Source organism: Methanolobus sp. ZRKC4 (assembly GCF_045291305.1).
Classification (GTDB): Archaea; Halobacteriota; Methanosarcinia; order Methanosarcinales; family Methanosarcinaceae; genus Methanolobus.
Window position 1 is genome coordinate 1,859,721 of sequence record NZ_CP146983.1, and the last position, 23,113, is coordinate 1,882,833.

Below are 23,113 nucleotides of genomic sequence, written 5' to 3' on the forward strand. Positions count from 1 at the left end.
CAATTATTCTTTCAATTTGGTGTATTGTATGAAGGTGGCAATAGCAGACTGCAGGGAATATAGTGGAACTTGTGCCTTGTGGGGTTGTATTCCCAAAAAAGTGTTGGCAGGTGTGGCCAGCATCATTGATGCTCATAACAGAATGCTTGGAAAAGGCACAGGGGACAGCAAAGAAATTATCGATTGGCCTGCACTCATTGATTATAAAAACACTTTTACTGACCCGCACCCTGAACAAGCGGAGGATTGTTTCAAAGCAGCAGGCATAAATACATACCATGGAATTGTGCGGTTTGAAAATGAGCCTACTCTGCAATTTAAGATATTAAAAAAGGGAGCAGTTTCATTGTAAAAATCCCATTTTGTCAAAATTCGTATCTGAGACAATAAAGTAAGTATATATGCATAGCCAATCAAAAAAGCTGATATGTATTCCAGTAATAAATAGTAGAGGGTATCATGGCTATCAGAAAACTTTGTTATATTCTAATAATTATTTTACTGATTGTTTTTTCTGCAGTCTGTTCATGTGGATGTATATCAGATGATAGAGCTACTGTTTTGGAAGATGACAATATCAGTACTCCTGTTATTGTTCTGGAAGATACTAAGTTCAATAATAATCCTTTAGACAAAGAAAATCCGGATAGTGATTTAGTAGATATTGATATTGAGTTAACAACTTACACCTCATCCATTAAAAAAACAGGTATTCTGGAGCTTGGTAATGGGTATTCTTTCAAGGTATTGAATATCGATAAGCAGGAAAAACAGATTATAGTGTCTCTAAGAAAAGATGGAAATGAATATGACACACGAACGATGGTCACAGGTTCTACATATAACATAAAAGATACTAAAAATACAAATGAGGATTTCGATATTCCCTCATTTTAGATCATTAAAGTATTCAAACTCAATTATATCCTCTCATTTTTTATCATTTTGTTTAATTTCTCTTCATTAATCCTTATTTTTAGTATAGCTCCCGCTATCCTAAATTACTCCTTTGGTTTTTAGTGTCCTCAATTGATGCAGATTAAAACAAAAAGCTGTCATCAACATTTTTGCATTCACTCTTTCTACAGTTGTAACAAGAACCTTTCTGGTTTTAAATATTTCTTTTGTCACTGCATACACTCTTTCGCAAGGGACTCTTTTCACACTTATTCTTTCATTTCTGAGGATATCCATTATTCCTAAAGGATGTCCTCTTACAGCTCGTTGCATTGTTGCTGCAAAACCTTTTGCTATTGCTCCAAAATATCCTTTATCTCTATACACCACTTCACCCTTTTCAGACAGATCAACCTGTGAATCGTGAAGTGATGCAGTTGTTGTCTCAAATCTTCTGATTAGTTCATAATCCTTATCAATAATTGTATGAAGTTTGTATCCAAAGTGAGATTTACCATTTTTCTTAGTCCAGGTTCCATCTTTGCTTCTTCTTGTTTTCGCATCTTTTCCTCTGAGTACATCTGCTTTTGCATGTCCTGGATCTGAGTGAATAAAAGTTGCATCCTGGATCATTCCTTTTTTAATCTTCAAACCAAGAGCATCAAGCTGATTCTGCATTTCATCCCACACCGCTTTTTCTTTACCATTGTCGATAATTCTCTTCCTGAATGACCAGACAGTTGTACTGTCTGGTACATATTCAGGAAATCCCAGGAATTTCCTAAAGGATATCCTGTCAATACACTGCTTTTCAAGCTCAGCATCAGAAAGACCATGCCATTGTTGCAGAACAAGCATCTTGAACATTACAATAACATCAGCTTCAGGCCGTCCGCCTGAAGCTGTTCTGTTTATGTACATTGACTCCAGAATAGGGCGAAAAGGCTTCCAATCTACTAAATATTCAATTTCAGCAAGCTTATCTCCGACAGATTGGAGACGCTTATATTCTTCATTTAAGGCAAAATCAGTAAAAGAATCCATAATAGTAAATTTGCTTTGCTATTATTTAAATTTTATTGAATTGTATGAGTATTGATGGTAGTTTATCGAAATCCTCAAATGTCGTATACACAGTTCATGTTGACAGAATACTTGACAATAATTTTGTTGTTGAACTTACATGTGCAATAAAACCTGAAATATCACTGGAAACTGAGACCTATGAAGGAAAAACTAGGATAAATGAAGTCAGGATAAATGAAGATACCATTACAAGAACTTATAGATGGAAATATGAAGATACGGATTTCACTGTGGTTTATGAGTACAACATTCAGGCTTATGACACTTATTCAGAAAGAAGTCGTAACAGAGACTATCCTAACTTTGTGAGTGATCCTTATGACGATGAGCTTATTTCTCAAATTACCATACAGATAGGGAAACTTGCTAACGAGGCAGGTTACACTAACAGCGACATACCATACATTACCATGGCTTTTGTACAGTCACTTCCATACGTTAGCGATAATGCTTCTGCAGGTTATGATGAATACACAAGATTTCCTTTTGAAACATTGTATCATGGCGGTGGGGACTGCGAGGATTCATCAATTCTTCTGGCTGCACTTCTTTCTGATATGGAATATGGGGTCGCACTTATAGAGTTGCCAGGGCATATGGCAGTAGGAGTGAAGGGGGATTCAAGCCTTGAAGGCAGTTATTATGAATATTCCGGTACACGATACTATTATCTTGAGACCACTAATTCCAGATGGGCTGTGGGCGTTATTCCTGAAGAATACTCCGATTCAGAAGCTGTTTTAGTACCCATTCTAGAGGGCTATCCAGAATTGAAGATTGATTTTAGTGGAACTGCTAAAAGCGATGGATTTCTTACTTATGCTAACCTTGAAATAGAGGTTGAGAATGTGGGTTCCTCTGTTGCAGAAGATGTAATTATGGCATTGTTAATTAAACATAGCTAGTTCTTTATTCCTATATTTCATCAAGAGCAAAACGGAGATTTTTAGCATTTCAAGACTTTTAGTATAACACTTTGACTTTCTCCTTAGTCTTGCCAGGAAATGCCTAAATATGCTGTTGTATCCTTCAACAGTATATGTTTCTGCTTTTGATCGAGTATGGATGTTTCTGGGGACTAACTTGGCATATGCCCTCCAATAATCCGTCATTACTTCCCCAACCTCTTTTGTCTTTAACTTTTTCCAGAGTTTTTGTCCTGTTTTTGTTCCTCTGCTGCCAAAAGAGCAATCGATGAATTTCTTCCCATATCTATCAACAGCAATCCATATCCAGCAGTAGTTTTTTTATTCCCAATATAAGTATGCATCTCGTCCAATTCCACAACAGAAATCTCATTTTCACTTTTTAGATCCTCTAATTCACTACCAAATTTTCGAATCCATTTTTGAACAGAAACATGACTAACGCCCAAAAAACGTCCAATTGAACGAAATCCCAACCCCTCCAGATAGAGTTGTAAAGCCTGTCGCTTAACAGATACGGGGCTAGCGGTGGATTTTATATCTACTGAATAGTTGTATCCACAATCATGGCATTTGTAGCGTTGTCGACCATCAATCCTACCGTTCTTCTTATGACTGGAACTCTTACACTTTGGACAATTCATATATAAAAAGAGGCCATCATATTATATAACGATGTTTAATTACCAAAGCCGTAATTATTTATGCTACCCTTGAAAGCACTACTGAAAATATGGTATGGGATGATCTTAAGACCAATACTAAGTCAGATCTGGGTGTAGAAGAAACTGTGACCTATACTGCATCAGATCTACGTGTTCCAGTGGATGAAAAATATCGCGTGGGAATATGGGTATGGGGTTCCAATGCTGAAGCTAAATATGTTCATAGTGACTGGATCATAGTCTAAAAATGATGTATGAACATATAAAAAAATAAAATTACAGGAAAACGATTTACTTTTTCCTCATTCAAAATACGTATGCTTTTAATGGTGGAAATCCGTTGAAAGCCACAGAACTGTAACTCTGTGTGTAAGCACCGGTAGTGAAAATATAGAGATGCTCACCTTCTTTTAAAGTATTGGGGAAGGTATACTTGTGATTTTCGTAGAGGATATCCATACTGTCACATGTCGGTCCCGCAATTATCACTTCCTCTTCATATCCCTTATTTTCGGAGTAAATAGGATATTTTATGCATTCATCAAGGGTTTCAATAAGTCCTCCAAACTTTCCGACATCAAGATACACCCACTTGTACTGGTTGAATTTTGCCTTCTTTGAAACCATGATAACTTCTGTGACGAGTATTCCGGCATCTGCAGTAAGTGAGCGTCCTGGTTCAATAATTATCTCCGGATGTTCATCTCCAAAATCTTCTTTTATAAAACGGAGTATTTCATGGGCATAGGTTCCAAGTTCATTGGCTGGAGAAAAATATTTAGCAGGAAAACCTCCTCCAAGATTTATCATCTTAAGTTTAATGCCTCTCTGGGCTACAGCCTCAAAGAGATATTTGCACTTTGAAAGCGCGTTGTCCCATTGTCCTATATCGCGCTGCTGGGAACCTACATGAAAAGAAAGACCGTAAGGTTCCAGTCCAAGGCCATGAGCTTCAAGTATTAGTTCGTAGATCATATCCGGATGAGCTCCGAATTTACGAGATAGTGGCCAGTCTGCACCATCACTTTCAGTAAGCAGACGGAAAAATACACGAGAACCAGGAGCATTTTGTGCAATTTTCTTCAAATCGCTTTCTGAGTCAGTAACAAAAAGTCTAACACCTTTTTCATATGCATGAGCAATATCCTTTTCTTTTTTAATGGTGTTACCATAGCTTATTTTCTCCGCCTGGACTCCAAGTCTGATGAGCTGGTCTATTTCGTATGTTGTGGCAGCGTCAAAATTAGATCCTTTATTTTTAAGGGCTATAATGACCTCATCAAGAGGATTTGCCTTCATTGCATAATAGATTTTTACAAAAGGCATGTTTCTGATAAGCTCATCGTACATTTGTTCTACTTTAGTCAGATTAACAGTAAGGAAAGGTGTTTCTTTGCCTTTAGAGAATTCCTTTATCTTTCCAAAGTCTTCCTCTGAGATGAAATCACTTAGAGAGAATTTATAATGCTCTTTTCTCATATCGACTCCTTTTTATGATTAAACAAGTACTATTAGGAGCTAGTAAGTTAAATTAACCCATAAAATCATACCATACTAGCTTATTCAAATAAATACTTGATAATGGACTGTTAATAACTAATTAAGTATTTAAAATTGATTTTTCATAGTTATTAATAAGTAATTATATGTTTATAATAAAAAAATCTGACAATAACTGCCCTATAATCTATTTAATTGCTTAAAATGAAGTAATTTCTATTTTAAAGCATAATTAATGGTTATTTATCTAAAATGAGTATGGAAAATCTATATAGAAATGCCGTGTCAATAACTCTAATCAATATGAATATTTAATTTTATGCCAATCAATAGATTCATAATAAATTAAGAATCTGGATTAATGTAGAAATAAAACTAATAAGAAACTCACATTTCTTCAGTAAAGTCCTTAGATATCGGAATCGTAAAGAAGAAAGTACTTCCTTTACCAACTTCACTTTTAACCCAGATATTGCCGCCATGCATTTTGACAAATTTCTTGATTATTGCCAAGCCCAATCCAGTTCCTTTGTATTTGCGTGTGCTTGAGCTGTCAACCTGATAGAATGGGTCGAATATTCTGTTCATATGTTGTTTTGGCATCCCAATACCTGTATCACTAACTGACACCTGTATATAGTGTCTATCTATTTGCAGGGCATTGATTGTTACTGTTCCACCGTTTGGGGTGAATTTCAGCGCGTTGTCTACAAGATTATAAAGGATTTCTTTGACCTTTATACTATCAGCCATTATTTCAGTTTGTTTCAGAACTATATCTACATTAATTGTTATGTTTTTCTTGCCGGATAATATGGACATCATTGAATGAACGCCATTTACAACATCCGTCAAATCAATTTTTTCATAGTTTAGTTCCATTTCACCAAACTCGATCTGAGAAATATCAAGTATATTATTTATCAGATTCAGAAGTAAATGCCCATTCTGATATATGATGTTGATATATTTTATTTGTCTTTCATTAAGATCTCCCAGCATTCCATCTAATAGAACATCTGAATACCCGATAATAGAACTTAAAGGAGTTTTAAGTTCATGACTTGTATTTGCCAGAAATTCACTCTTGCTGCGATTGGCATTATCAGCTATCATTTTAGCTTTAAGAATAGCTTCTTCGGCTTGTTTTCTCTCAGTTATGTCTCGGAAGAACACAAGAGCTCCTGCAGAACCACCATAAGTAACTGGAACAGCAGATACCTCTGCAATGAAAGAACTGCCATCCAGACGAAGACATGTTTCTTCTATTGTTGGAACATTCTTCTTTTCAGCATTCAGACAATGTATCCGTTCTTTGACAGTAGCATGAGAATCAAAATGGAAACGGTCTATAACAGGACTGCCAATCAATTGTTTCTCAGACTCTGCACCTAATATTTTTAATGCTGCAGGATTAAGGTATGTAAACTTCCAATCTGTTTGAACAAAGATAGCTTCAGGTGCATTTTCAACAAGAAAACGGAAACGTGCTTCGCTCTCCTTGAGCTTTTCTTCAATCATTTTACGGTGGGTTATGTCGGTAATGAAACCTTCAAGAGCAATCACATTTTCTTCGTAATCATAGATTCCTTTACCCTGTTCCCACACCCATTTGAGTTTGCCTGAAGAAGTAGTTAAAATATATTCATCCTGGAAAGTTTCTCTTTTGGAAAGGGTTCTTTCCCATTTGTCCCACAGGTAATCCCTGTATTCAGGTTCGATCAGATCATTAAAAGTAATAGTTCTATTTCCGAGAAGATCTTCAGGTTTATATCCAGTTAATTCATAACAACCTTCGGATATAAACCGCATTGTCCAGTCCCGGTCGTAATCACAACGATATGCCATTCCGGGCATATTCGAAAGAAGAACTGACTTGCTTCTCTCACTTTCCTGAAGTGCCTGTTCCAGTTTTTTACGTTCACTTATGTCTCTCAGAAAACAAAATATACTGGGAGTAGAATACCCAAAATAGATAGTGCTTACTTCAATGTACAATACTTTCCCATTTTTCATACGGTGATGAGTTTCAAAAAAGTCTTTGCCGACCTTTTTCGTTCTGTCGATATGGTATATTATCTGGTTCTGATTCATATCTGTTTCCAGGTCATGTATGCTCATGTCAAGCAATTCTACGTATGTGTACCCTATCATTTTGCAATACTTGCCATTTATTTCGAGGATCTTGCCTTCCATATCAATATGTAAGAAACCATCTACCGACATCTCAGTAATTGTACTATAGCGTTGTACGTATTCTACGGTTTCAAGGTCGATATCTGGCATGTTCTGTACATAATAATTTGCTTGTTTTCGGTAATTCAATTCAATACAAGCACGCAGTTGTTCATCAGAGAACGGTTCTATCAGGCAATTAGAAAATGAGATTTCTTCGAAGCACCTGGATTGCGAATCACTGAAGGATGAAGCAATAAGAATAATTGGAATGTTTCCGATTTTCTGAAGACTCTTGTAATCTACATTAGCACAAATCGATTTTGTTCCAAAATGAAGTAGAATAACATCAATTTTTTCATTTTGAACGAAAGTATCCAAATTATCAGAACTCAATGATTTTTCATAAACCGAATAATCATTTGATTTAATTCTTTGTGAAAGCTCCAAATTACCGGATTCTTTCTCAAAAAGTAATAATACTTTTTTTATGTTCGCACCTAAAAAATTTAGGTGCTGAATTACATATAAAGTTAGCGCCTATGACTCAGTATTATATTATTTAACATTTAAAAATCAAGTTATTATAAATTTAAAAGGGTGAATAAGCATCAACTATCATAAACTAGACATAAAAAGAAATGCAATATTAAATGTAGTTATTCAAAGGATTTCAGAATATGAATTTTTACCTGGTAACATCCGGCTTGCTTCTGATAGGATTAAGCCTTCTTCATATAGTTTTTGGAGAAAGGAATTATTTTACAAGTAAAGAAAAACGCTACATAGCAGGTTATGTTCCATATCATCAGATGTCAATTGTATTGTTGTTCCAGGGTTTAGGACTCATTTATTCTGCTTTTTATTTCAATTTCCAGCTTCCACTTTTCATTCTTTCATTGATTATAGGTAATCTGTTTGCTTTTCTAATCATCTGCACAAAAGAAAAACAAATAGGGATGATCAGGACATCTGTTCCCCAATTCATCCTCTTTGGAATTACGATTACCCTTATTGTTCTGGGTCTTTATTAAAATATCCAGTAATCTTATTCAACAAGATATGTCACTTGAACAGACATTGAAGCAGTGAACTCACCTGGTATAATGTACTAGCTTAACTTCGAAATTGCATTAAATGACGCTCCTCTTATTTTCTGACGTTTTCTATACACCAACTTTTCTGCTTCTATTACAAAGAATACAGTACTTGATACCAGTACTATGTTCATCCAGTCAGCAATTTCCAGAGGAGCAGTACGCAGTACATTATTCATCAAAGGACTATAGGTGATGAAAAGTTGCAAAAGGATAACCAGTGACACTCCACCTAACATTACCCTGTTTGAGAACAGACGCCCAATGACATTCTCATAGATGGACTTCGAGCTGAAGAGATAAAATACCTCGAAGAGAACAATGGTATTCAATACTATGGTCTGTCCTTTTGATGTATTTATATTTTGACCATCCATTTCAAAGAAGAATAACAGAAAACTTGCCGTCACCATCAAAAGTGCTACGGTCACTATCCTGCGCTTTATAATTGGAAGTAAGATAGGTTCATCCGGGGAACGAGGTTGCCTTTTCAGTAGGTTTTCTTCTTTTGGCTCAAATACAATAGGAACACCCAGTCCTATGGCTGTAACAGTATTGATCCACAGTATATGAATTGGCAAAAGTGGAGGATTTGTGATCCCGAGCAAAACTGCTGCCATGATAGCAAGACCCTCTGCTGCATTGGTGGGTAGTGTCCAGAGAATGACCTTCTGTATCTTATCATAGACATCCCTTCCTTCCTCGATGGCGTTCACGATGGATGCAAAGTTATCATCTGCAAGTACCATATCGGAGGCTTCCTTGGCAACTTCCGTACCTGACCTGCCCATCGCGATACCGATATCAGCTCTTTTAAGTGCCGGTGCGTCATTGATACCATCCCCCGTTACTGCAACTATATTCCCCTGCTCTTGTAGCAGGCGTACAATACGGGATTTGTTCTCCGGGGATGTGCGTGCAAAAACTGATATATCTTTTAGATTTTCCAACAGATGTTCATCGGACATGCTGTCCAGGTCAGAACCAGATAGTGCCCCTTTAGTTGTGATACCGAGCTGTCCGGCAATGCTATTGGCTGTAAGTACATGATCTCCAGTTATCATAACTACCCTGATACCGGCATTGTTACACTTTTGTATGGCCTCCTTTACTTCGTCTCTGGGAGGATCCATCATTCCCTGTAACCCAAGGAATGTAAGAGTGTTGACATCTTCCACAAACAGCTCTTTTTTATTCTTATCTACGTGCTTGTATGCCATTGCGATAACACGCAAACCACTTGATGCCATTGAGGAAGCTGCTTCAAGTATCTTTCCTGACTGGATCTCAGTTTCCTTCTCTCCATCATACTGTGAATGGCACATGTTGATTATTTTCTCAGGAGAGCCTTTTACATATACAACATTTGAACCCCCGTCTTGCTCGTGTAGAGTGGCCATGAACATTTTTTCAGACTCAAAAGGCAGAGAATCCAATCTGGGAAGATGAAAGCCGGATACTTTCATTGCTGATACGAGCAAAGCACCTTCTGTGGGGTCACCCTGAATGCTGCCTTCATCCTTGATATAAGCATCATTACACAAAGCTCCTGCTTTAAGAGTTTCCAGAAGAGATTGGTATTTCAGAGCATCAATTTGCCTGTTGTTCTGGAAGAACTCGCCTTCAATGGAATACCCATCTCCGGTGACATCAAACAGAGCTTCCATAGTGTAGATTGATGTCACAGTCATCTGATTCATTGTAAGCGTTCCTGTTTTATCGGAACAGATGACCGTTGCCGAACCAAGTGTCTCTACAGAAGGCAGATTCCTTATGATGGAATTCTTGGAAGCCATTGATTTGACACCTATCGCAAGGGAGATAGTGATCAGGGCTGGAAGTCCTTCTGGTATGGCTGCGACAGCCATGCTTACAGTAGCCAGGAATATTTCCAGGTTCTCAAAACCCTGCAATCTGCCTATAATGTATGTAAAAATAGAAACAAAAATAATCACTATGAAGAGTTTTTTTCCAAGGCGGTTAACGGTACGTGTGAGGGGGGTGGAGATGGTCTCGGATTCCCTTATGAGTTCTGATATTTTTCCGATCTCGGTCCTTGAACCAATTGACACAACTACTCCCATACCAACACCTTGTGTGATTAGTGTGGCAGAGAATGCCATATTCTTCTGGTCACCAAGGGCTATATCCTCACCTGCAATATGTGTGGTGTTCTTTTCAGCAGCCAGAGATTCACCGGTAAGGGCTGATTCGTCTATGCGAAGGTTTTTGGTCTGGAACAATCGCAAGTCTGCAGGTACTCTGGAGCCAGCTTCAAGAAGTACCACGTCACCGACGACCAGTTCCCTGCTGGGAATTAACTTGCGCAACCCTTCTCTTATCACAATGGCTTCGGATTGCATCATTTTTGCCAGTGATTCAAGAGCGTGTTCTGCTTTACTTTCCTGAATAAAACCGATGATGGCATTTGCAAAAATGACGCCTGTTATCACAATAGAATCTGCATATTCATCCAGGATAAAGGTTATTATGGCTGCCGCGATCAGTACATAAATAAGAGGATTAGCAAACTGTTTTAAGAATTGATAGACAGGTCCGTGCCTTCTCTTTGTTTCAACTTCATTGTACCCATGTTTTGACAGACGTAATGAAGCTTCATCATTGCTGAGTCCTTCTTTATTTGTTTCCAGAAGACTGAAAGTTTCATCTCCAGTGGCGCGATACCAGCTAACATCCCCATCCATAAAAAGAAATAGTCTTTCCCTGATTAAATTGTTTTGTGAGATAAAATTTTTATTCGATATATTATAATAGCACCATTATAAATTACCCACGTGGAGGCTTTATATGAAAAAAATAAGTAACTATTCAGCCTGACTGTTTTAATGATGCAAAAAACAATATACTATGGCTTCATTCTATGTGTTAAAAAATATTCAGTAAAATATCATAAAAAACGTCTATCAATCTGAGGGGATTTGTATAGACCGCGAAGAAATACTTGCAGTTTATGAAGCTGGTCCAGAAGCAGTAGTAGAACTTGTAACTCGATTACTTGGGATAATTGAACATCAATCTCTCCAAATTGCACAACTTGAAGAGCGTGTCAGGCATTTGGAAGAAATGCTTGAAAAGAATAGTCGCAACAGTAGCAAACCACCTTCTACTGATTCTTATGCACGGAATAAACCAACCGTTAAAAGTCAAAGAAAAAAGACCAATAAGCATGTAGGTGGTCAAAACGGTCATCCTGGTACTACATTAAGAATAAATGATGATCCGGATGAAGTTATTGTTCATCCTGTTAATCAATGCGTCAATTGTGGGAGATCGTTAGCTTCTGTTCCCTCTGACTATGAAAGAAGACAGGTCTTTGACATTCCTCCTATAACTATCAATTGCATTGAACATCGTTGCGAGATTAAAACATGTCCCAAATGTTCTCATGTAAACAAAGCTCTTTTTCCAGATGGTGTAACTCAGCCGACTCAATACGGTCATCGAGTTAAGTCATTTGCAGTTTATTTGCACACTTACCAATTACTTCCTTATCAGCGTGTTACCAAGTTGTTCTCTGATATTTTGGGATGCAAGATAAGTCCTGCTACTTTGGTGAACACGGAACGTAGTTGTTTTGAGAAGCTTGGAGCTTTTGAAAATACAGTGAAACATCTCCTGAAAGAATCTCCTGTCATCAATCTGGATGAAACAGGAATGAGAATAAATGCAGTTCGTAATTGGCTTCATGTGGCAGGTACAGACAAACTGACCTATTATTTTGCACATCGCAAAAGGGGCTCAGAAGCAATGGATGCTATGGGCATATTACCAGGTTACACTGGTGTTGCAACACATGATTTTTGGAAACCGTACAACAAATATGAATGTCAACATTCATTATGTAATGCACATTTATTACGAGAGTTAACTGGAGCTTCCGAAAACAGGGATCAACAGTGGCCAAAGATAATGAGTGATCTCTTGATATGCATTAAACATCATGTTGATAATGATCTTTTAGATACTGAGCTAATTCAAAGGTTCAGTGAGGATTATGATCACATAACTTGTTTAGGAGTGAATGAAAATCCTCCTGATCCGGAATCAAATGTGCGGTCTAAAAAACGAGGACGTAAGAAGCAGACCACGGTAAAGAATTTGCTGGATAGGTTTATTGGCCATAAAGAGGATATCTTGCGATTTATGTACGACCAAAACGTTCCGTTTGATAACAATCAGGCTGAAAGAGAGATCAGAATGACGAAAGTACAGCAGAAGATATCAGGTACTTTCCGCAGTGAACAGGGTGCAAAAAATTTCTGCCGTATAAGAGGATACGTGTCTACTGTTAATAAGAATTCTGAATCTGTTATCGATGCAATTAGTGCAATATTTTATGGCAATTCATTTGTTCCAAAGTTGCAGAATTGATCGTGGATGAAGAAATCAGCTTGGTGGAAGTGAGCTAGGCTGAATAGTTACAAAAATAATTACAATCGTATTGGTTATTATGCTAGCTGTTATTACATTATCCGGTAATATCATGGCAAATGCAATGGGTGATGAAAACTGCAGCGACCATAGTGCAGATAATACTCAACCAGGTACAGGTGATATTGGACCTGGTGAATCAAATGAAAACATTTCTCCAGCAGAAGATTGAACGAGAAATAAAGATAGCTGATATTTTTGGTTTTTTTTAGTTTGGTATGTCGAATTAATTACGAAGTTCACAGACCAAATAAACAATTTTTTCAAATTCATTACAATCCGAGTTGCATTCTGAAGACTTTTACGACTTCAAAATGTTCCTTTTCTGCCAAAAACTAAAATAGATTGCAGACTGTATTTCCTTTATGAGTTCGATTTATGATGATCTGGTCAAGTCGCTTAACTCCAAACAGGAAGCATATGTAAATATGGAATTGCCGGACCCAACCAACGGGGAATATCTCCTAAGTGTTTTTCATCTGGTTCCGGGAGGCAAATTCAATGTTTTGCAGGCAGCTGCGGAGGTTGCAGCTGAATCATCTACTGGTACGAACTTTAAAGTCAACACGGAAACTCCTTTTTCCAGGACAATGAATGCTCTGGTCTATCAGCTTGATCTGGAAAGGGAACTTGTCTGGATAGCATATCCCTGGAGGCTTTTTGACAGGGGAGGTAATGTCCAGAACATCCTGACCTATATTGTAGGCAATATACTTGGTATGAAGGAAGTAGCTGCACTGAAACTGCTGGATGTGTGGTTCCCGCCATCGATGCTTGAGCAATATGACGGTCCCAGCTATACTGTTGATGACATGAGAGAGTATCTTAACGTTTATGACAGGCCAATTCTTGGAACCATCGTAAAACCAAAGATGGGGCTTACTTCTGCAGAGTACGCCGAGGTTTGCTATGATTTCTGGGCAGGTGGCGGAGATTTTGTCAAGAACGATGAGCCACAGGCAAACCAGGATTTCTGTCCCTACGAGAAAATGGTAATGCACGTGAAGGAAGCCATGGACAAGGCTGTCAGGGAAACCGGGCATAAAAAGGTTCACTCGTTTAATGTTTCAGCTCCTGATTTTGATACCATGATCGAAAGATGTGAGATGATAATCAATGCAGGATTCGAACCCGGTAGTTATGCATTTCTCATTGACGGAATAACAGCCGGCTGGATGGCCGTGCAGACGCTAAGAAGAAGATATCCGGATGTTTTCATACATTTCCACAGGGCAGGCCATGGTGGTTTTACCAGACCGGAAAATCCTATAGGATTCTCAGTACTTGTCCTGTCTAAGTTTGCAAGGATTGCAGGTGCTTCAGGGATACATACCGGTACCGCCGGTGTAGGCAAGATGAAAGGTAGTCCTGCAGAGGACGTTGTAGCTGCACACGGAATCCAGTATCTGAGCTCAAAAGGGCACTTTTTTAACCAGAGCTGGACAAAGATCCCGGAGACTGACAAGGATGCAATAAGTCTTGTGAATGAGGACATGGCTCATCATGTGATTCTGGAAGAGGATAGCTGGAGAGGTATGAAGAAATGCTGTCCTATAGTCTCAGGAGGACTCAATCCAGTAAGGCTGAAACCTTTTATCGATATTATGGGAAATGTGGATTTCATAACGACAATGGGTTCAGGGGTACATGCTCACCCTGCCGGAACCCAGGCAGGTGCAAGGGCACTGGTACAGGCATGTGATGCCTATCTTAAGAATATAGACATCAAGGAATATGCAAAGGATCATAAGGAACTGGCAGAAGCGATCGAATATTTCACAAAGGCATCAAAAGATGCCATGTGATCCTTTTGAAAGTAAATTAAAATAATTACCCAAAAGGATAATCGGGATGAAACTAAGGGATCTTGTGGACTGGAATATTTACTGGCTTCTTTTTATGCTGGGTGAATTTTCCTTGTTTGCAGCCCTTCCATATTCTATCTCGATATCAGGTGATGCAATATATGATGTGGCAGTATCACTGCCTAATATTCTTGCTGCTCAATTTACCCGATCGACTGTATTCTTTATAGTCTCTATCTTCATAGGCTTGTATCTTGGTAAAAAGATAGGCCTGGAAACACCATTGCTCACTTCAATATTTGAAGGCAAAGGTCTGCCAGAAAATTTTGCATCCACTGCAAAATTATCAATTTTCTTTGGTATCCTTGCATCGATCATTATTTTTATCCTGGACCGTTTCGTTCTTTCAATGTTTGGTGAACCTCTGCTGGTCCTTTTGACAACCCCTCCTTTGTGGCAGCGTTTGCTGTACACTTTCTATGCAGGGATTGTTGAAGAGCTTGTGCTGAGGTTTTTCCTTTTGACATTACTTATGTGGATATCATGGAAAATAAAAAAGACATCTGATGGTCTTCCAACTAATATGGGTGCCTGGATAGCAATACTTCTAGTCAGTTTTATTTACGGCCTGGGTCATCTGGTCACGTCTGTTTCAACAGATCTAGACCATTTTCTGGCCCTTCAAATTATTGTATTGAATGGAATTGCCGGGATAATATTTGGTTGGTTGTATTGGAAAAAAGGAATTGAAGCAGCAATTATTGCAAACCTGACTGCTACTTTTATGATATTAGTAGTTCTTGGTTCATTGTTCTAAGTTAGAAAAATACACAGATGGTATTTGCAGTGTAGACAATAACCCCGTCCCTTAAAGGAACAAATTTCCCCACTGCTCATACTCTAAATAATTGTGATGACTGAAGCATGAACGTAACAAACCTGATGTGTGTGTGGGAGTAATGTGGAACAGATTTGTTAGTGTTCGTATATCTTTATTCGTTTTTAGCTTCAGTCATTTTAATCAAGTCCATATCGTACCACCGAATGGCTATACAGTCGGTCTGAGTCTTCAGCCCTTGTGACTGCAATTCCTACTACATTTCACAACTATATAAATATATCTATACTTAAATATATAATGAGCATGATGATGATGAGGTAAGCCCAACGATCTTAATTGTTTCAGCAATTAGCCAGAACAGAATCCATATACTCTGTCAAATGAATGCGGAGCTTATCCATTTCATCATTCTGTGGCAGGGTGGCTATCATTTTGTCGATGTAGCCTCTTTTCCTGACAAGTCTGACGGTTTCTACGAAATTCAGATCAAATAACCATGCAAGACGTGTGAGATTCATATCATTACATGTTTTGACCTTCTTGACACTTGCAACCTTGTTATTGAATATATCTTCCAGCAGGTCACGGTTATATTCAGAAGTATCAGGAAACCCAAGGTAAAGTGCGGGATTTGGAGATGTATCTTTTATAGTATAGTAATCTGTCAAGACTTTGTAGATATCCAGCTTGTCTGCGTCCCTGATGAGTTTAGAATGAAAAAGAGTTCTCTTATCGAGTTTATCTGGTATCCGGAGAAGATTATGACTCGTAATGGCTGTGAGAATTATTCTCTGTTCTTCCAGAGGCAGATCTGACAGAACTCCTTCTGTCTGCAATATCTTTACTCCCAGGAGAGCATGGTTCTCAGATTCAGAATCCTTGAAGGTTCTGTATTTCCTGATCTGTTCAAAACGGCCAATATCATGAAGCAGAGCAATAGTCTTTACGAGATAATACTCTTCATTACCCAGATATTCTGATTTTGCAATGAGGGAAGCATTTTCACATACCCTTATACTATGCTCTTCTTTGAGCCTTATATTCTCTTGAATAAAAGCATCACCTGAATAAAAGGACTGAACATAACGATTAAACCATTCTCTGAATTTGAGGAAATCTTTTTCTTTCATTAGCAGGCACAAATGAGTTTAAAATCCGATCACTAATTTATGCTTCTACAATTTTTATCTTGAAAGTCAATGCTTTACCAGCAAGTGGATGATTCAGGTCAAAAGTAACTTCGTCATCTGTCAGGTTAATTATTTTTGCAGGCATCTGTTGTCCATGTGGATTTTGTACAAGGAATATTTTTCCAACTTCCATATCCATACTTGTCTGGACAAGGTCTCTGGATACAGTATCAGTAAGTGTATCCTTATATTCACCATATGCTTCTGCAGGTTCAAGTCTGAATTCTTTTTCCTCACCCACTTCCATATTTTTTACAGCATCATCGAAACCTTTTATGACTTTCCCGGAACCTACTGTGAACTCCAGTGCTTGTCCATGATTTTCCGATGAATCAAAAACTGAACCATCATCAAGTGTGCCTGTATAATCTATCTTTATAGTATCTCCGTCTTTTATTACCAATTTATCAACTCGCTTTATGCATTCGAGGTGGCCTACTTTATTTAGTTATTTTGGTGACGGACTTACAGGTTTAATTCAATTTTTTCTCTTTTATTATAAAGAAAAATAAAAGAGACCTTTTGCCTCTTTTTATCTATATTCTATCATGCCAGCACACATTCATCTTCAACAAACACGTAGTACCCTTCATACATGCTCATGTTGAAGACATCTGTGCCTACCTGATTACCTCCAATGATACCTTCTTCATTGTTGTAGCCAATATATGCATGCTTTTTTTCTGCTGGTATCCACGGACCTCTTATCTCGGTGTAAAGATTATCTATGGTAATGAGAGCATATTCAGCAGGTAGTTCTACCTTTGCCGTGTGACCAATTGCATTCCAGCCAGAATATAAGGTTAAAGATGGTGGTCCTGCTGGTATCTTTGGTTTGAGGTATGTCTCATCCACAACAGCAGATTCCGACATATTGTTATGTACCCAGTACCCTTTAAGCGGTTCAAATTCAACAGGTATTATCATCATACCAGAATTTGCATCGTTATAGAACACAATATCTATCTCATCGTCGCTGAACTTCCTTAGCACATCATCAATAGAGGGTTCATCCAGATTCTCCGGGAACGATATCAGGTTCCAGCCGGGTTGCAGAGTGATACCTGTAATGTCAGTTTCCTCATCATCGACAGGAATCTCATCTCCCGGTTCCTCATCTGGTTCCCCATCTATTGGGTCTGTGGCATTTGCTATCTGAATTACAGTATTGAAAACTACAGTATCTGGTATTGCAGTATTATTCTCATCTCTAAACACGACATTTTCCAGATCAAGGCTGTATGTTCCCTCAGATGCATTTTCAGTCACCTCAAAACCAATGGTAAGAAGATTGCCTGATATTGGTTCATTGATTGTTTCTATTACATTGATCCCATAGATAACTGAAGCTATTGCATTGTTACCACCAATTCCGATTCCTGCCGTTGTACTATTACCGAGCAGATTTTCATTTGTAATACCTGTGATATTGATGGCTGATGGGTCATAGTTCAACTGAAGATTGATACTGTCTAGTGGGTAGCCATTTGAGATCACTTTGATAGTAGCCTGGAAATTTTGTCCCGGCTTAAAAGGACCTGTTTCAGAAACCACTTTAGCCATGCTGAATGGAGTATCTGCATTATAGATCTCTACTGATCTGTATGCATCACTTGTACCGCTGCCATCTGCCATAAGCACACGAAGCAGGTATGTACCATCCAGGAACTCATTAGAAAGGAATGTAATATTCCATCCATCATTTCCGTTGTTGTCAGTTCCAAGGCCCCTCCATACTTTTCCATCATTAACCAGACCATCACCATTGATGTCCGCATAAATTCTGAAAGCTGTTGAAACTACATCTTCATCTCCTGACAGGTCCACAGCTTCAATATTCTGTATGCCTGAGATGATATCACTCTCATTTGGTGATATTATGCCAACTATTGGCATCACGTTCGACGCATTCGAGATTCTGAAAGTAGTATTACTGACCATCACATTCGGCATGGTGGTAGTATTTTCATCTTTAAGCAGAACATTTTCCAGTTCAAGACCGTATACACCATCAGTTGCATTCTCCTTTACACCAAAACCAATAGTGAGGACATCTCCTGATACTGGTACAGGACTGGATGCAGTAGTATTGACTTTATAAGTTAGCAAGCCATCACCTTTATCTCCGCTTCCGGGCACTATCAGCGTATGTTCTCCGAAAATCCCATCATCTATAATATTGGTAACAATAACAGCCGAAGGGTCATAGTTTAATTGAAGAGCAATGTCATTCAGTGCGTAGCTAACGGAATTTACCCTTACCGTGGTGTAGAACTCTTCACCCGGCATAAAAGGACCTGTATCAGTAACGATCCTTACAGTGGGTACGGTAAGTTCACTTGAATTTAAGATTGATACCTGGCCATCATTGACAATGGTTGGTATAGCAGCAACATTTTCGTCTGTAAGTTTTACATCATACAGATTAAGAGCATATACACCAGTCGTTGCTTCATCTTTAACCTGGAAGTTAAGTATAAGCAGGGTACCGCTTCTTGGAACTATTGTTTCACGATCCCTGGATGCAAGGTCGAATAGATATGTTCCGGATGAGGGACGTGACATGATCAGGACGTCAGATCCAAGCAGGTCTTCATAGTTTTCACTGTTCAGTTCAAGTGAAGCGTTGTCATAATCAATAGCTAATTTGATACCTCTCAAATTATCCTCTTCACAATCTACTTCCACTGCCACCTGAAAAGTATCTCCAGGTTCAAGATGGCCCGATAAAGGTATTAAAGACGGTTCTATTGAGACGTTTGCTCTTGGATCACTAACACTTATGTAATTATTCACGGTCTTTGTATCACTACTGTTCATATTGCCTGCAGTAAGTGTGACATTGTAAGAGCCAATCGATGTGTATGTATGCACAGGGTTCCTGGTGGTATAATCTGCGATGTTATCACCGTCAACATCCCATTCCCAGGAATCAGTATTTGTAGAAAGGTCAGTGAACTGAACTGTTAATGGTGGGATGCCAAATGTAGTATTTGCAGTGAAATCACAGATTGGAATTATTGGTTCAAATTGTTTCAATGAAAGCGGTAGATGATCGATATTATTAACATTAAGTTCATAGACCATGTCACATATTCCATTTCCATCTGTATCATTGCAGGTCTGGCTAAAACCTTCACCATCTGGTGTTGCCCAGAAGTTCCCACCGATGAATGCACCTCCAATAATGTTTGATCCTTCTGTTTTGGTGACATTCCAAATATTCTCGGACTCAAATATCTCGATATTTTGTACATTGCTGAAGTAGTTATTATATATAGTGTTCTCTTGGGATGTATCAAGATATATGCCATACTCATTTTTTGATATATTGTTGTCATTTAGAATATTGCCATTTGACATGAATAGAGCAATACCATCATAATTATTTGATACATTGTTATTTGCTAGCCAGCTATTTATTGATCCTTCAAAAAGAATGCCCACTTCATTATTTGAAACAAAGTTGTTAAGTAAGGTATTATTGTTGGATACACTCAATAGAATGCCACATATATTGTTTGATAGAACGTTGTTGGCAATATTACAATTTTCAACCTCATTAAGGTGTATTCCAGCGAATGGCCAAAACAACTCGTCGTTTGCACCAGTTACGTTGAAGCCACTGATAGTTACATTGTCTGCAGCTACATGAAAAACACTTTGATTAGAGTTTTGAGCATAGACAGCAGTATAATTTAGATCCCCTGATTCAGATATGATTGTTAACTCCTTATCTACAAACACATTTTCCACATAAGTTCCCGAAAAAACAATAATTGTATCTCCATTGTTTGCATTATAAGTAGCTTCAGTTATCGTTGTATAGTCTGCCGTACCATCCTCGTTTACGTAGATTGTTCTTGGTTCTATTGGTTCTGTAGATTCATTGATCAGATAAAATTCCAAATATTCAATGGAACTGTTAACTTTGAACTTCAGTCCTTCAGCTATTCCCTGAACTGAATCAGGTACTAAATTCATTGGTTCGTAATTCACCATCGAAAGTGAGTCACTAACACTATCAACTTCCAAAATCGCAAACTCATCACTTGTTTCAATCTCGTAGACGTTCTGGAAATCAATTAACCAGAAACCTTCAACAACTACATAGTTGTCAACCTGAGATATCTCAGTAATAAGTGCTCTGAATACAATCACATCATCCTGGTCTCCGACATCTGTATCATAGTCCCAGGTTGCATCTCCAGCCGTTATATCGATAACTTCATATTCTACTAATACTCCATCCCTGGACAATTCCATCCATGCCTTGTTACCCACAACATCGATCTGCTTTACAGCGAGTGCATAGCCATTTGGAAGTTCCAGTAAGTCACCGGTTTCTAGGTTGTACGTGTCATTGGAGTCAACGAGTAACTTGACCAGTTCACCTGCATCATAGTCAGAAAGTGGAACGTATTCTTCTGTAAAGAGTCCGATGACTGGGAAAGTGCCTTTGTTTATGCCCGTATTCTCATCAGCGAAGTCTGCCTGATAATCTGCCTGAACAATGCTTGTATGGTATCTGAGGCCATCTTCTTCGATTGTTCTTCCCGATACAAAGTCTCCTCCGTATATACGCAGTTGTTCATCAAAAATAAATTCTGCAAAATTGCTAGCATTCATTTCAAGAAAGTCTGAATTTTCAGATCCGACAATAGTATCAAGATCAGGACCATCGTATATTGGTCCGGTTGATGATGCAGATACTGTTATACAAGCCATTGTCACTATTAAAATAAAAGACAAAACGATTTTAGTTACGAAATTATTTATAATCCTCATCTATCTATCCCCAGCTATAACACTTTACACTGTCAAATAAGAAAACAACACCGTTTTCTAATATTTTTAACCAACACAATATTATTTCTAAATGTACTTATTGGGGTGCTTTAAAATATTACTTTTGAAACAATGTTTCTGAGGATTGATTCTCTGTAACTTATCGATAAGCATCCTTGTAAAGGATGCTTACGTCTCATGTTATTGTTTTCTTTTGAGAAGAAGAATCGTAAACAGACCCAATACACCTGCTGTTATCAAAGGTACAGCGGTGGGTACTGCTTCAGGCTGTGCCAGTGAACCCATATCACTGACCAGGTATTCCCAGAAAGCATTTCCCTCCTCTATCGTGTCATTGTACTGGATAGATGCACTTTCCTTCTGGAAGGACATGAAATCTACAAATCCACCGTTCTCAATAGGGGTTATGTAGTTAAAGACAGCTACATTATCGGCATCCATTGTTACTGTCAGATCAGATGTAGATAATCTGGTACTACGTGGTCTCATCCTGTTATATTGATCTTCATTTATCCAGTTATTTTCATCGATCTTTATCTCATCATCAAAATATTCAGAGATTACTTTCCCAGTGTATCTGTCCATCAGTATCAGATGTTTATATGAATATTCATCGTAATAATCTCCTTTGATGTCCCGGACACCGTAAAAAACTGTCTGATAGTTGTCTGTTGTGACCTCGGACCAGCTCCAACCATGCATCTCCATTGGCCATGTTAATTCTGTGGTAGTCATTGAGAGCATGTGGTCCATGTATCCTTCTCCCTGTACCACCGTGTACTTCTTACCATCCAGAACTATTGAGCCAGTCAGGTTTCCGTAAGCGTGTTCATACGCAACGAATCTGAGTGGTCCATCGGCCTGGTCCACGGTCCTGTCAGCATCTGTCTGGAAAAACAGATCCATTTGCATCTCTTCACAGGTATAATTCAACTCATATCCCTGAGAGTGTGAACCATTGTAACTCTTCATCCCATCAGGGAACGTGTAATCCACGTAAGGTGTGTGTATTGCCACATAATCGTTAAGAAGCACTCGTGGGATATAGGTATCCTTTTTGTTGAAAAATGCAGTATCATTATCGTAGTAGAGACCGTAGAAGGTAAGCATATAGGAAAGTTGTGTCCCGTCAGGAGCTACTATCATGGGTGCTTCCTGATGTGTCAGAACAACGAAGAATCCTAAATTTCTTTCCTCTCCATCATCTGCCACAAGTTTAGTATCACCATTCAGATACCACCATTCAGCCATCATGTTTGTATCAAAGTCGGTATCCAGGTATCCTCCCTCAGTGTAGTCTGCCTCAGTCCCCTGCAGCAAAGCCACTTTATCAGATGCTGTGATTGCTGCCGCTGTCCCGGCAAGCATTATAAGCAGAATAGACAGCATCCCAAAACGAATTATCAAATCTTGTTCTATTTTCGTTTGAATCCCCCACAGATTGTTCGAAATAAATAATGCTTTGAATAGAGTATATTATATTTAGCCGTAAAAAATAATAAATGTATGGAAACTGTAATTCTAAACATTGTTTTTAATCACATGGACTGTGAGGATTTCAATAATCGAATATAGTTCATCAGGATTTTTTCATGCATTCCCTATGAATAATTATTTTTACTTTAGAAATAAAACTATCAGTTGTTAGGTTAAAGAATAGTTCCTCAAAA

General features: G+C 38.2%; 18 protein-coding genes. 9 read left to right on the forward strand and 9 right to left on the reverse strand.

Going from position 1 to position 23,113, the window contains the following annotated elements:
* Positions 1-28 precede the first annotated feature (28 nt).
* Positions 29-352 carry a hypothetical protein gene (locus V7O67_RS09510; RefSeq protein ID WP_342305056.1) on the forward strand — a complete coding sequence of 108 codons (324 nt, stop codon included), beginning with the start codon at positions 29-31 and terminating at the stop codon, positions 350-352.
* 107 nt (positions 353-459) lie between these two features.
* On the forward strand, positions 460-897 hold the full coding sequence (locus V7O67_RS09515) for a hypothetical protein (protein ID WP_406669939.1): 438 nt from the start codon (positions 460-462) through the stop codon (positions 895-897).
* A 99-nt stretch (positions 898-996) separates the two neighbouring features.
* Here V7O67_RS09515 and V7O67_RS09520 read toward each other — a convergent pair whose 3' ends face one another.
* Positions 997-1,941, reverse strand: coding sequence for an IS5 family transposase (locus V7O67_RS09520; protein ID WP_342303665.1), 945 nt, complete (start codon positions 1,939-1,941; stop codon positions 997-999).
* A gap of 44 nt (positions 1,942-1,985) precedes the next feature.
* On the opposite strand from V7O67_RS09520, the gene V7O67_RS09525 reads away from it, so the two are divergent.
* Positions 1,986-2,888, forward strand: coding sequence for a hypothetical protein (locus V7O67_RS09525; RefSeq protein ID WP_342305054.1), 903 nt, complete (start codon positions 1,986-1,988; stop codon positions 2,886-2,888).
* On the opposite strand, the gene V7O67_RS09530 is transcribed toward V7O67_RS09525, so the two are convergent.
* Positions 2,871-3,553 (reverse strand): IS1 family transposase gene (locus V7O67_RS09530; RefSeq protein ID WP_406669886.1). Its coding sequence is split into 2 segments (ribosomal slippage): positions 2,871-3,193 and positions 3,193-3,553, totalling 684 coding nucleotides; the frame shifts between segments, so codons are not numbered across the junction. The genes V7O67_RS09525 and V7O67_RS09530 overlap by 18 nt on opposite strands.
* 89 nt (positions 3,554-3,642) lie before the next feature.
* Between V7O67_RS09530 and V7O67_RS09535 the strand changes: the two genes are divergently transcribed.
* Complete coding sequence (locus V7O67_RS09535; protein ID WP_342305053.1) at positions 3,643-3,819, forward strand: hypothetical protein; 177 nt, start codon at positions 3,643-3,645, stop codon at positions 3,817-3,819.
* Positions 3,820-3,880: 61 nt separating this feature from the next.
* Here V7O67_RS09535 and V7O67_RS09540 read toward each other — a convergent pair whose 3' ends face one another.
* Together V7O67_RS09540 and V7O67_RS09545 are read right to left on the reverse strand one after the other, a co-directional pair.
* Positions 3,881-5,053, reverse strand: a complete 1,173-nt coding sequence (locus V7O67_RS09540) for a type III PLP-dependent enzyme (protein WP_342305052.1) — start codon at positions 5,051-5,053, stop codon at positions 3,881-3,883.
* 408 nt (positions 5,054-5,461) lie between these two features.
* A complete protein-coding gene (locus V7O67_RS09545) occupies positions 5,462-7,360 on the reverse strand; it encodes a PAS domain-containing sensor histidine kinase (RefSeq protein WP_342305051.1) in 1,899 nt (632 codons plus the stop codon).
* A 569-nt stretch (positions 7,361-7,929) separates the two neighbouring features.
* On the opposite strand from V7O67_RS09545, the gene V7O67_RS09550 reads away from it, so the two are divergent.
* A complete protein-coding gene (locus tag V7O67_RS09550) occupies positions 7,930-8,283 on the forward strand; it encodes a hypothetical protein (RefSeq protein WP_342305050.1) in 354 nt (117 codons plus the stop codon).
* A 77-nt stretch (positions 8,284-8,360) separates the two neighbouring features.
* Here the strand turns inward: V7O67_RS09550 and V7O67_RS09555 are convergent, their stop codons facing one another.
* Positions 8,361-11,051, reverse strand: coding sequence for an HAD-IC family P-type ATPase (locus tag V7O67_RS09555; protein ID WP_342305049.1), 2,691 nt, complete (start codon positions 11,049-11,051; stop codon positions 8,361-8,363).
* Positions 11,052-11,283: 232 nt separating this feature from the next.
* On the opposite strand from V7O67_RS09555, the gene tnpC reads away from it, so the two are divergent.
* From tnpC to V7O67_RS09575, 4 genes are all read left to right on the forward strand, one after another.
* Complete coding sequence (gene tnpC, locus V7O67_RS09560; RefSeq protein WP_342306477.1) at positions 11,284-12,738, forward strand: IS66 family transposase; 1,455 nt, start codon at positions 11,284-11,286, stop codon at positions 12,736-12,738.
* Positions 12,739-12,808: 70 nt separating this feature from the next.
* Positions 12,809-12,970, forward strand: a complete 162-nt coding sequence (locus V7O67_RS09565) for a hypothetical protein (protein ID WP_406669940.1) — start codon at positions 12,809-12,811, stop codon at positions 12,968-12,970.
* A 193-nt stretch (positions 12,971-13,163) separates the two neighbouring features.
* Positions 13,164-14,603, forward strand: coding sequence for a ribulose-bisphosphate carboxylase (locus V7O67_RS09570; protein ID WP_406657286.1), 1,440 nt, complete (start codon positions 13,164-13,166; stop codon positions 14,601-14,603).
* 46 nt (positions 14,604-14,649) lie between these two features.
* Positions 14,650-15,420, forward strand: coding sequence for a CPBP family intramembrane glutamic endopeptidase (locus V7O67_RS09575; protein ID WP_342305046.1), 771 nt, complete (start codon positions 14,650-14,652; stop codon positions 15,418-15,420).
* Positions 15,421-15,785: 365 nt separating this feature from the next.
* Here V7O67_RS09575 and V7O67_RS09580 read toward each other — a convergent pair whose 3' ends face one another.
* The 4 genes from V7O67_RS09580 to V7O67_RS09595 form a co-directional block, all read right to left on the reverse strand.
* Positions 15,786-16,574, reverse strand: coding sequence for an HD domain-containing protein (locus V7O67_RS09580; protein ID WP_342305045.1), 789 nt, complete (start codon positions 16,572-16,574; stop codon positions 15,786-15,788).
* Positions 16,575-16,611: 37 nt separating this feature from the next.
* Entirely contained in the window at positions 16,612-17,037 is a 426-nt protein-coding gene (locus tag V7O67_RS09585) for a peptidylprolyl isomerase (RefSeq protein ID WP_342305044.1), read from the reverse strand.
* Positions 17,038-17,180: 143 nt separating this feature from the next.
* Positions 17,181-21,362, reverse strand: a complete 4,182-nt coding sequence (locus V7O67_RS09590) for an S-layer protein domain-containing protein (RefSeq protein WP_342305043.1) — start codon at positions 21,360-21,362, stop codon at positions 17,181-17,183.
* A gap of 261 nt (positions 21,363-21,623) precedes the next feature.
* On the reverse strand, positions 21,624-22,832 hold the full coding sequence (locus tag V7O67_RS09595; protein WP_406669941.1) for a hypothetical protein: 1,209 nt from the start codon (positions 22,830-22,832) through the stop codon (positions 21,624-21,626).
* Positions 22,833-23,113 lie beyond the last annotated feature (281 nt).

Excerpts from the sequence above, each read along its gene's own strand:
- V7O67_RS09510 (WP_342305056.1), top strand. The coding sequence starts at position 29 with ATGAAGGTGGCAATAGCAGACTGCAGGGAATATAGTGGAACTTGTGCC.
- V7O67_RS09515 (WP_406669939.1), top strand. The coding sequence starts at position 460 with ATGGCTATCAGAAAACTTTGTTATATTCTAATAATTATTTTACTGATT.
- V7O67_RS09520 (WP_342303665.1), bottom strand. The coding sequence starts at position 1,941 with ATGGATTCTTTTACTGATTTTGCCTTAAATGAAGAATATAAGCGTCTC.
- V7O67_RS09525 (WP_342305054.1), top strand. The coding sequence starts at position 1,986 with ATGAGTATTGATGGTAGTTTATCGAAATCCTCAAATGTCGTATACACA.
- V7O67_RS09535 (WP_342305053.1), top strand. The coding sequence starts at position 3,643 with ATGGTATGGGATGATCTTAAGACCAATACTAAGTCAGATCTGGGTGTA.
- V7O67_RS09540 (WP_342305052.1), bottom strand. The coding sequence starts at position 5,053 with ATGAGAAAAGAGCATTATAAATTCTCTCTAAGTGATTTCATCTCAGAG.
- V7O67_RS09545 (WP_342305051.1), bottom strand. The coding sequence starts at position 7,360 with ATGCCAGATATCGACCTTGAAACCGTAGAATACGTACAACGCTATAGT.
- V7O67_RS09550 (WP_342305050.1), top strand. The coding sequence starts at position 7,930 with ATGAATTTTTACCTGGTAACATCCGGCTTGCTTCTGATAGGATTAAGC.
- V7O67_RS09555 (WP_342305049.1), bottom strand. The coding sequence starts at position 11,051 with ATGGATGGGGATGTTAGCTGGTATCGCGCCACTGGAGATGAAACTTTC.
- V7O67_RS09570 (WP_406657286.1), top strand. The coding sequence starts at position 13,164 with ATGAGTTCGATTTATGATGATCTGGTCAAGTCGCTTAACTCCAAACAG.
- V7O67_RS09575 (WP_342305046.1), top strand. The coding sequence starts at position 14,650 with ATGAAACTAAGGGATCTTGTGGACTGGAATATTTACTGGCTTCTTTTT.
- V7O67_RS09580 (WP_342305045.1), bottom strand. The coding sequence starts at position 16,574 with ATGAAAGAAAAAGATTTCCTCAAATTCAGAGAATGGTTTAATCGTTAT.
- V7O67_RS09590 (WP_342305043.1), bottom strand. The coding sequence starts at position 21,362 with ATGGCTTGTATAACAGTATCTGCATCATCAACCGGACCAATATACGAT.
- V7O67_RS09595 (WP_406669941.1), bottom strand. The coding sequence starts at position 22,832 with ATGCTGTCTATTCTGCTTATAATGCTTGCCGGGACAGCGGCAGCAATC.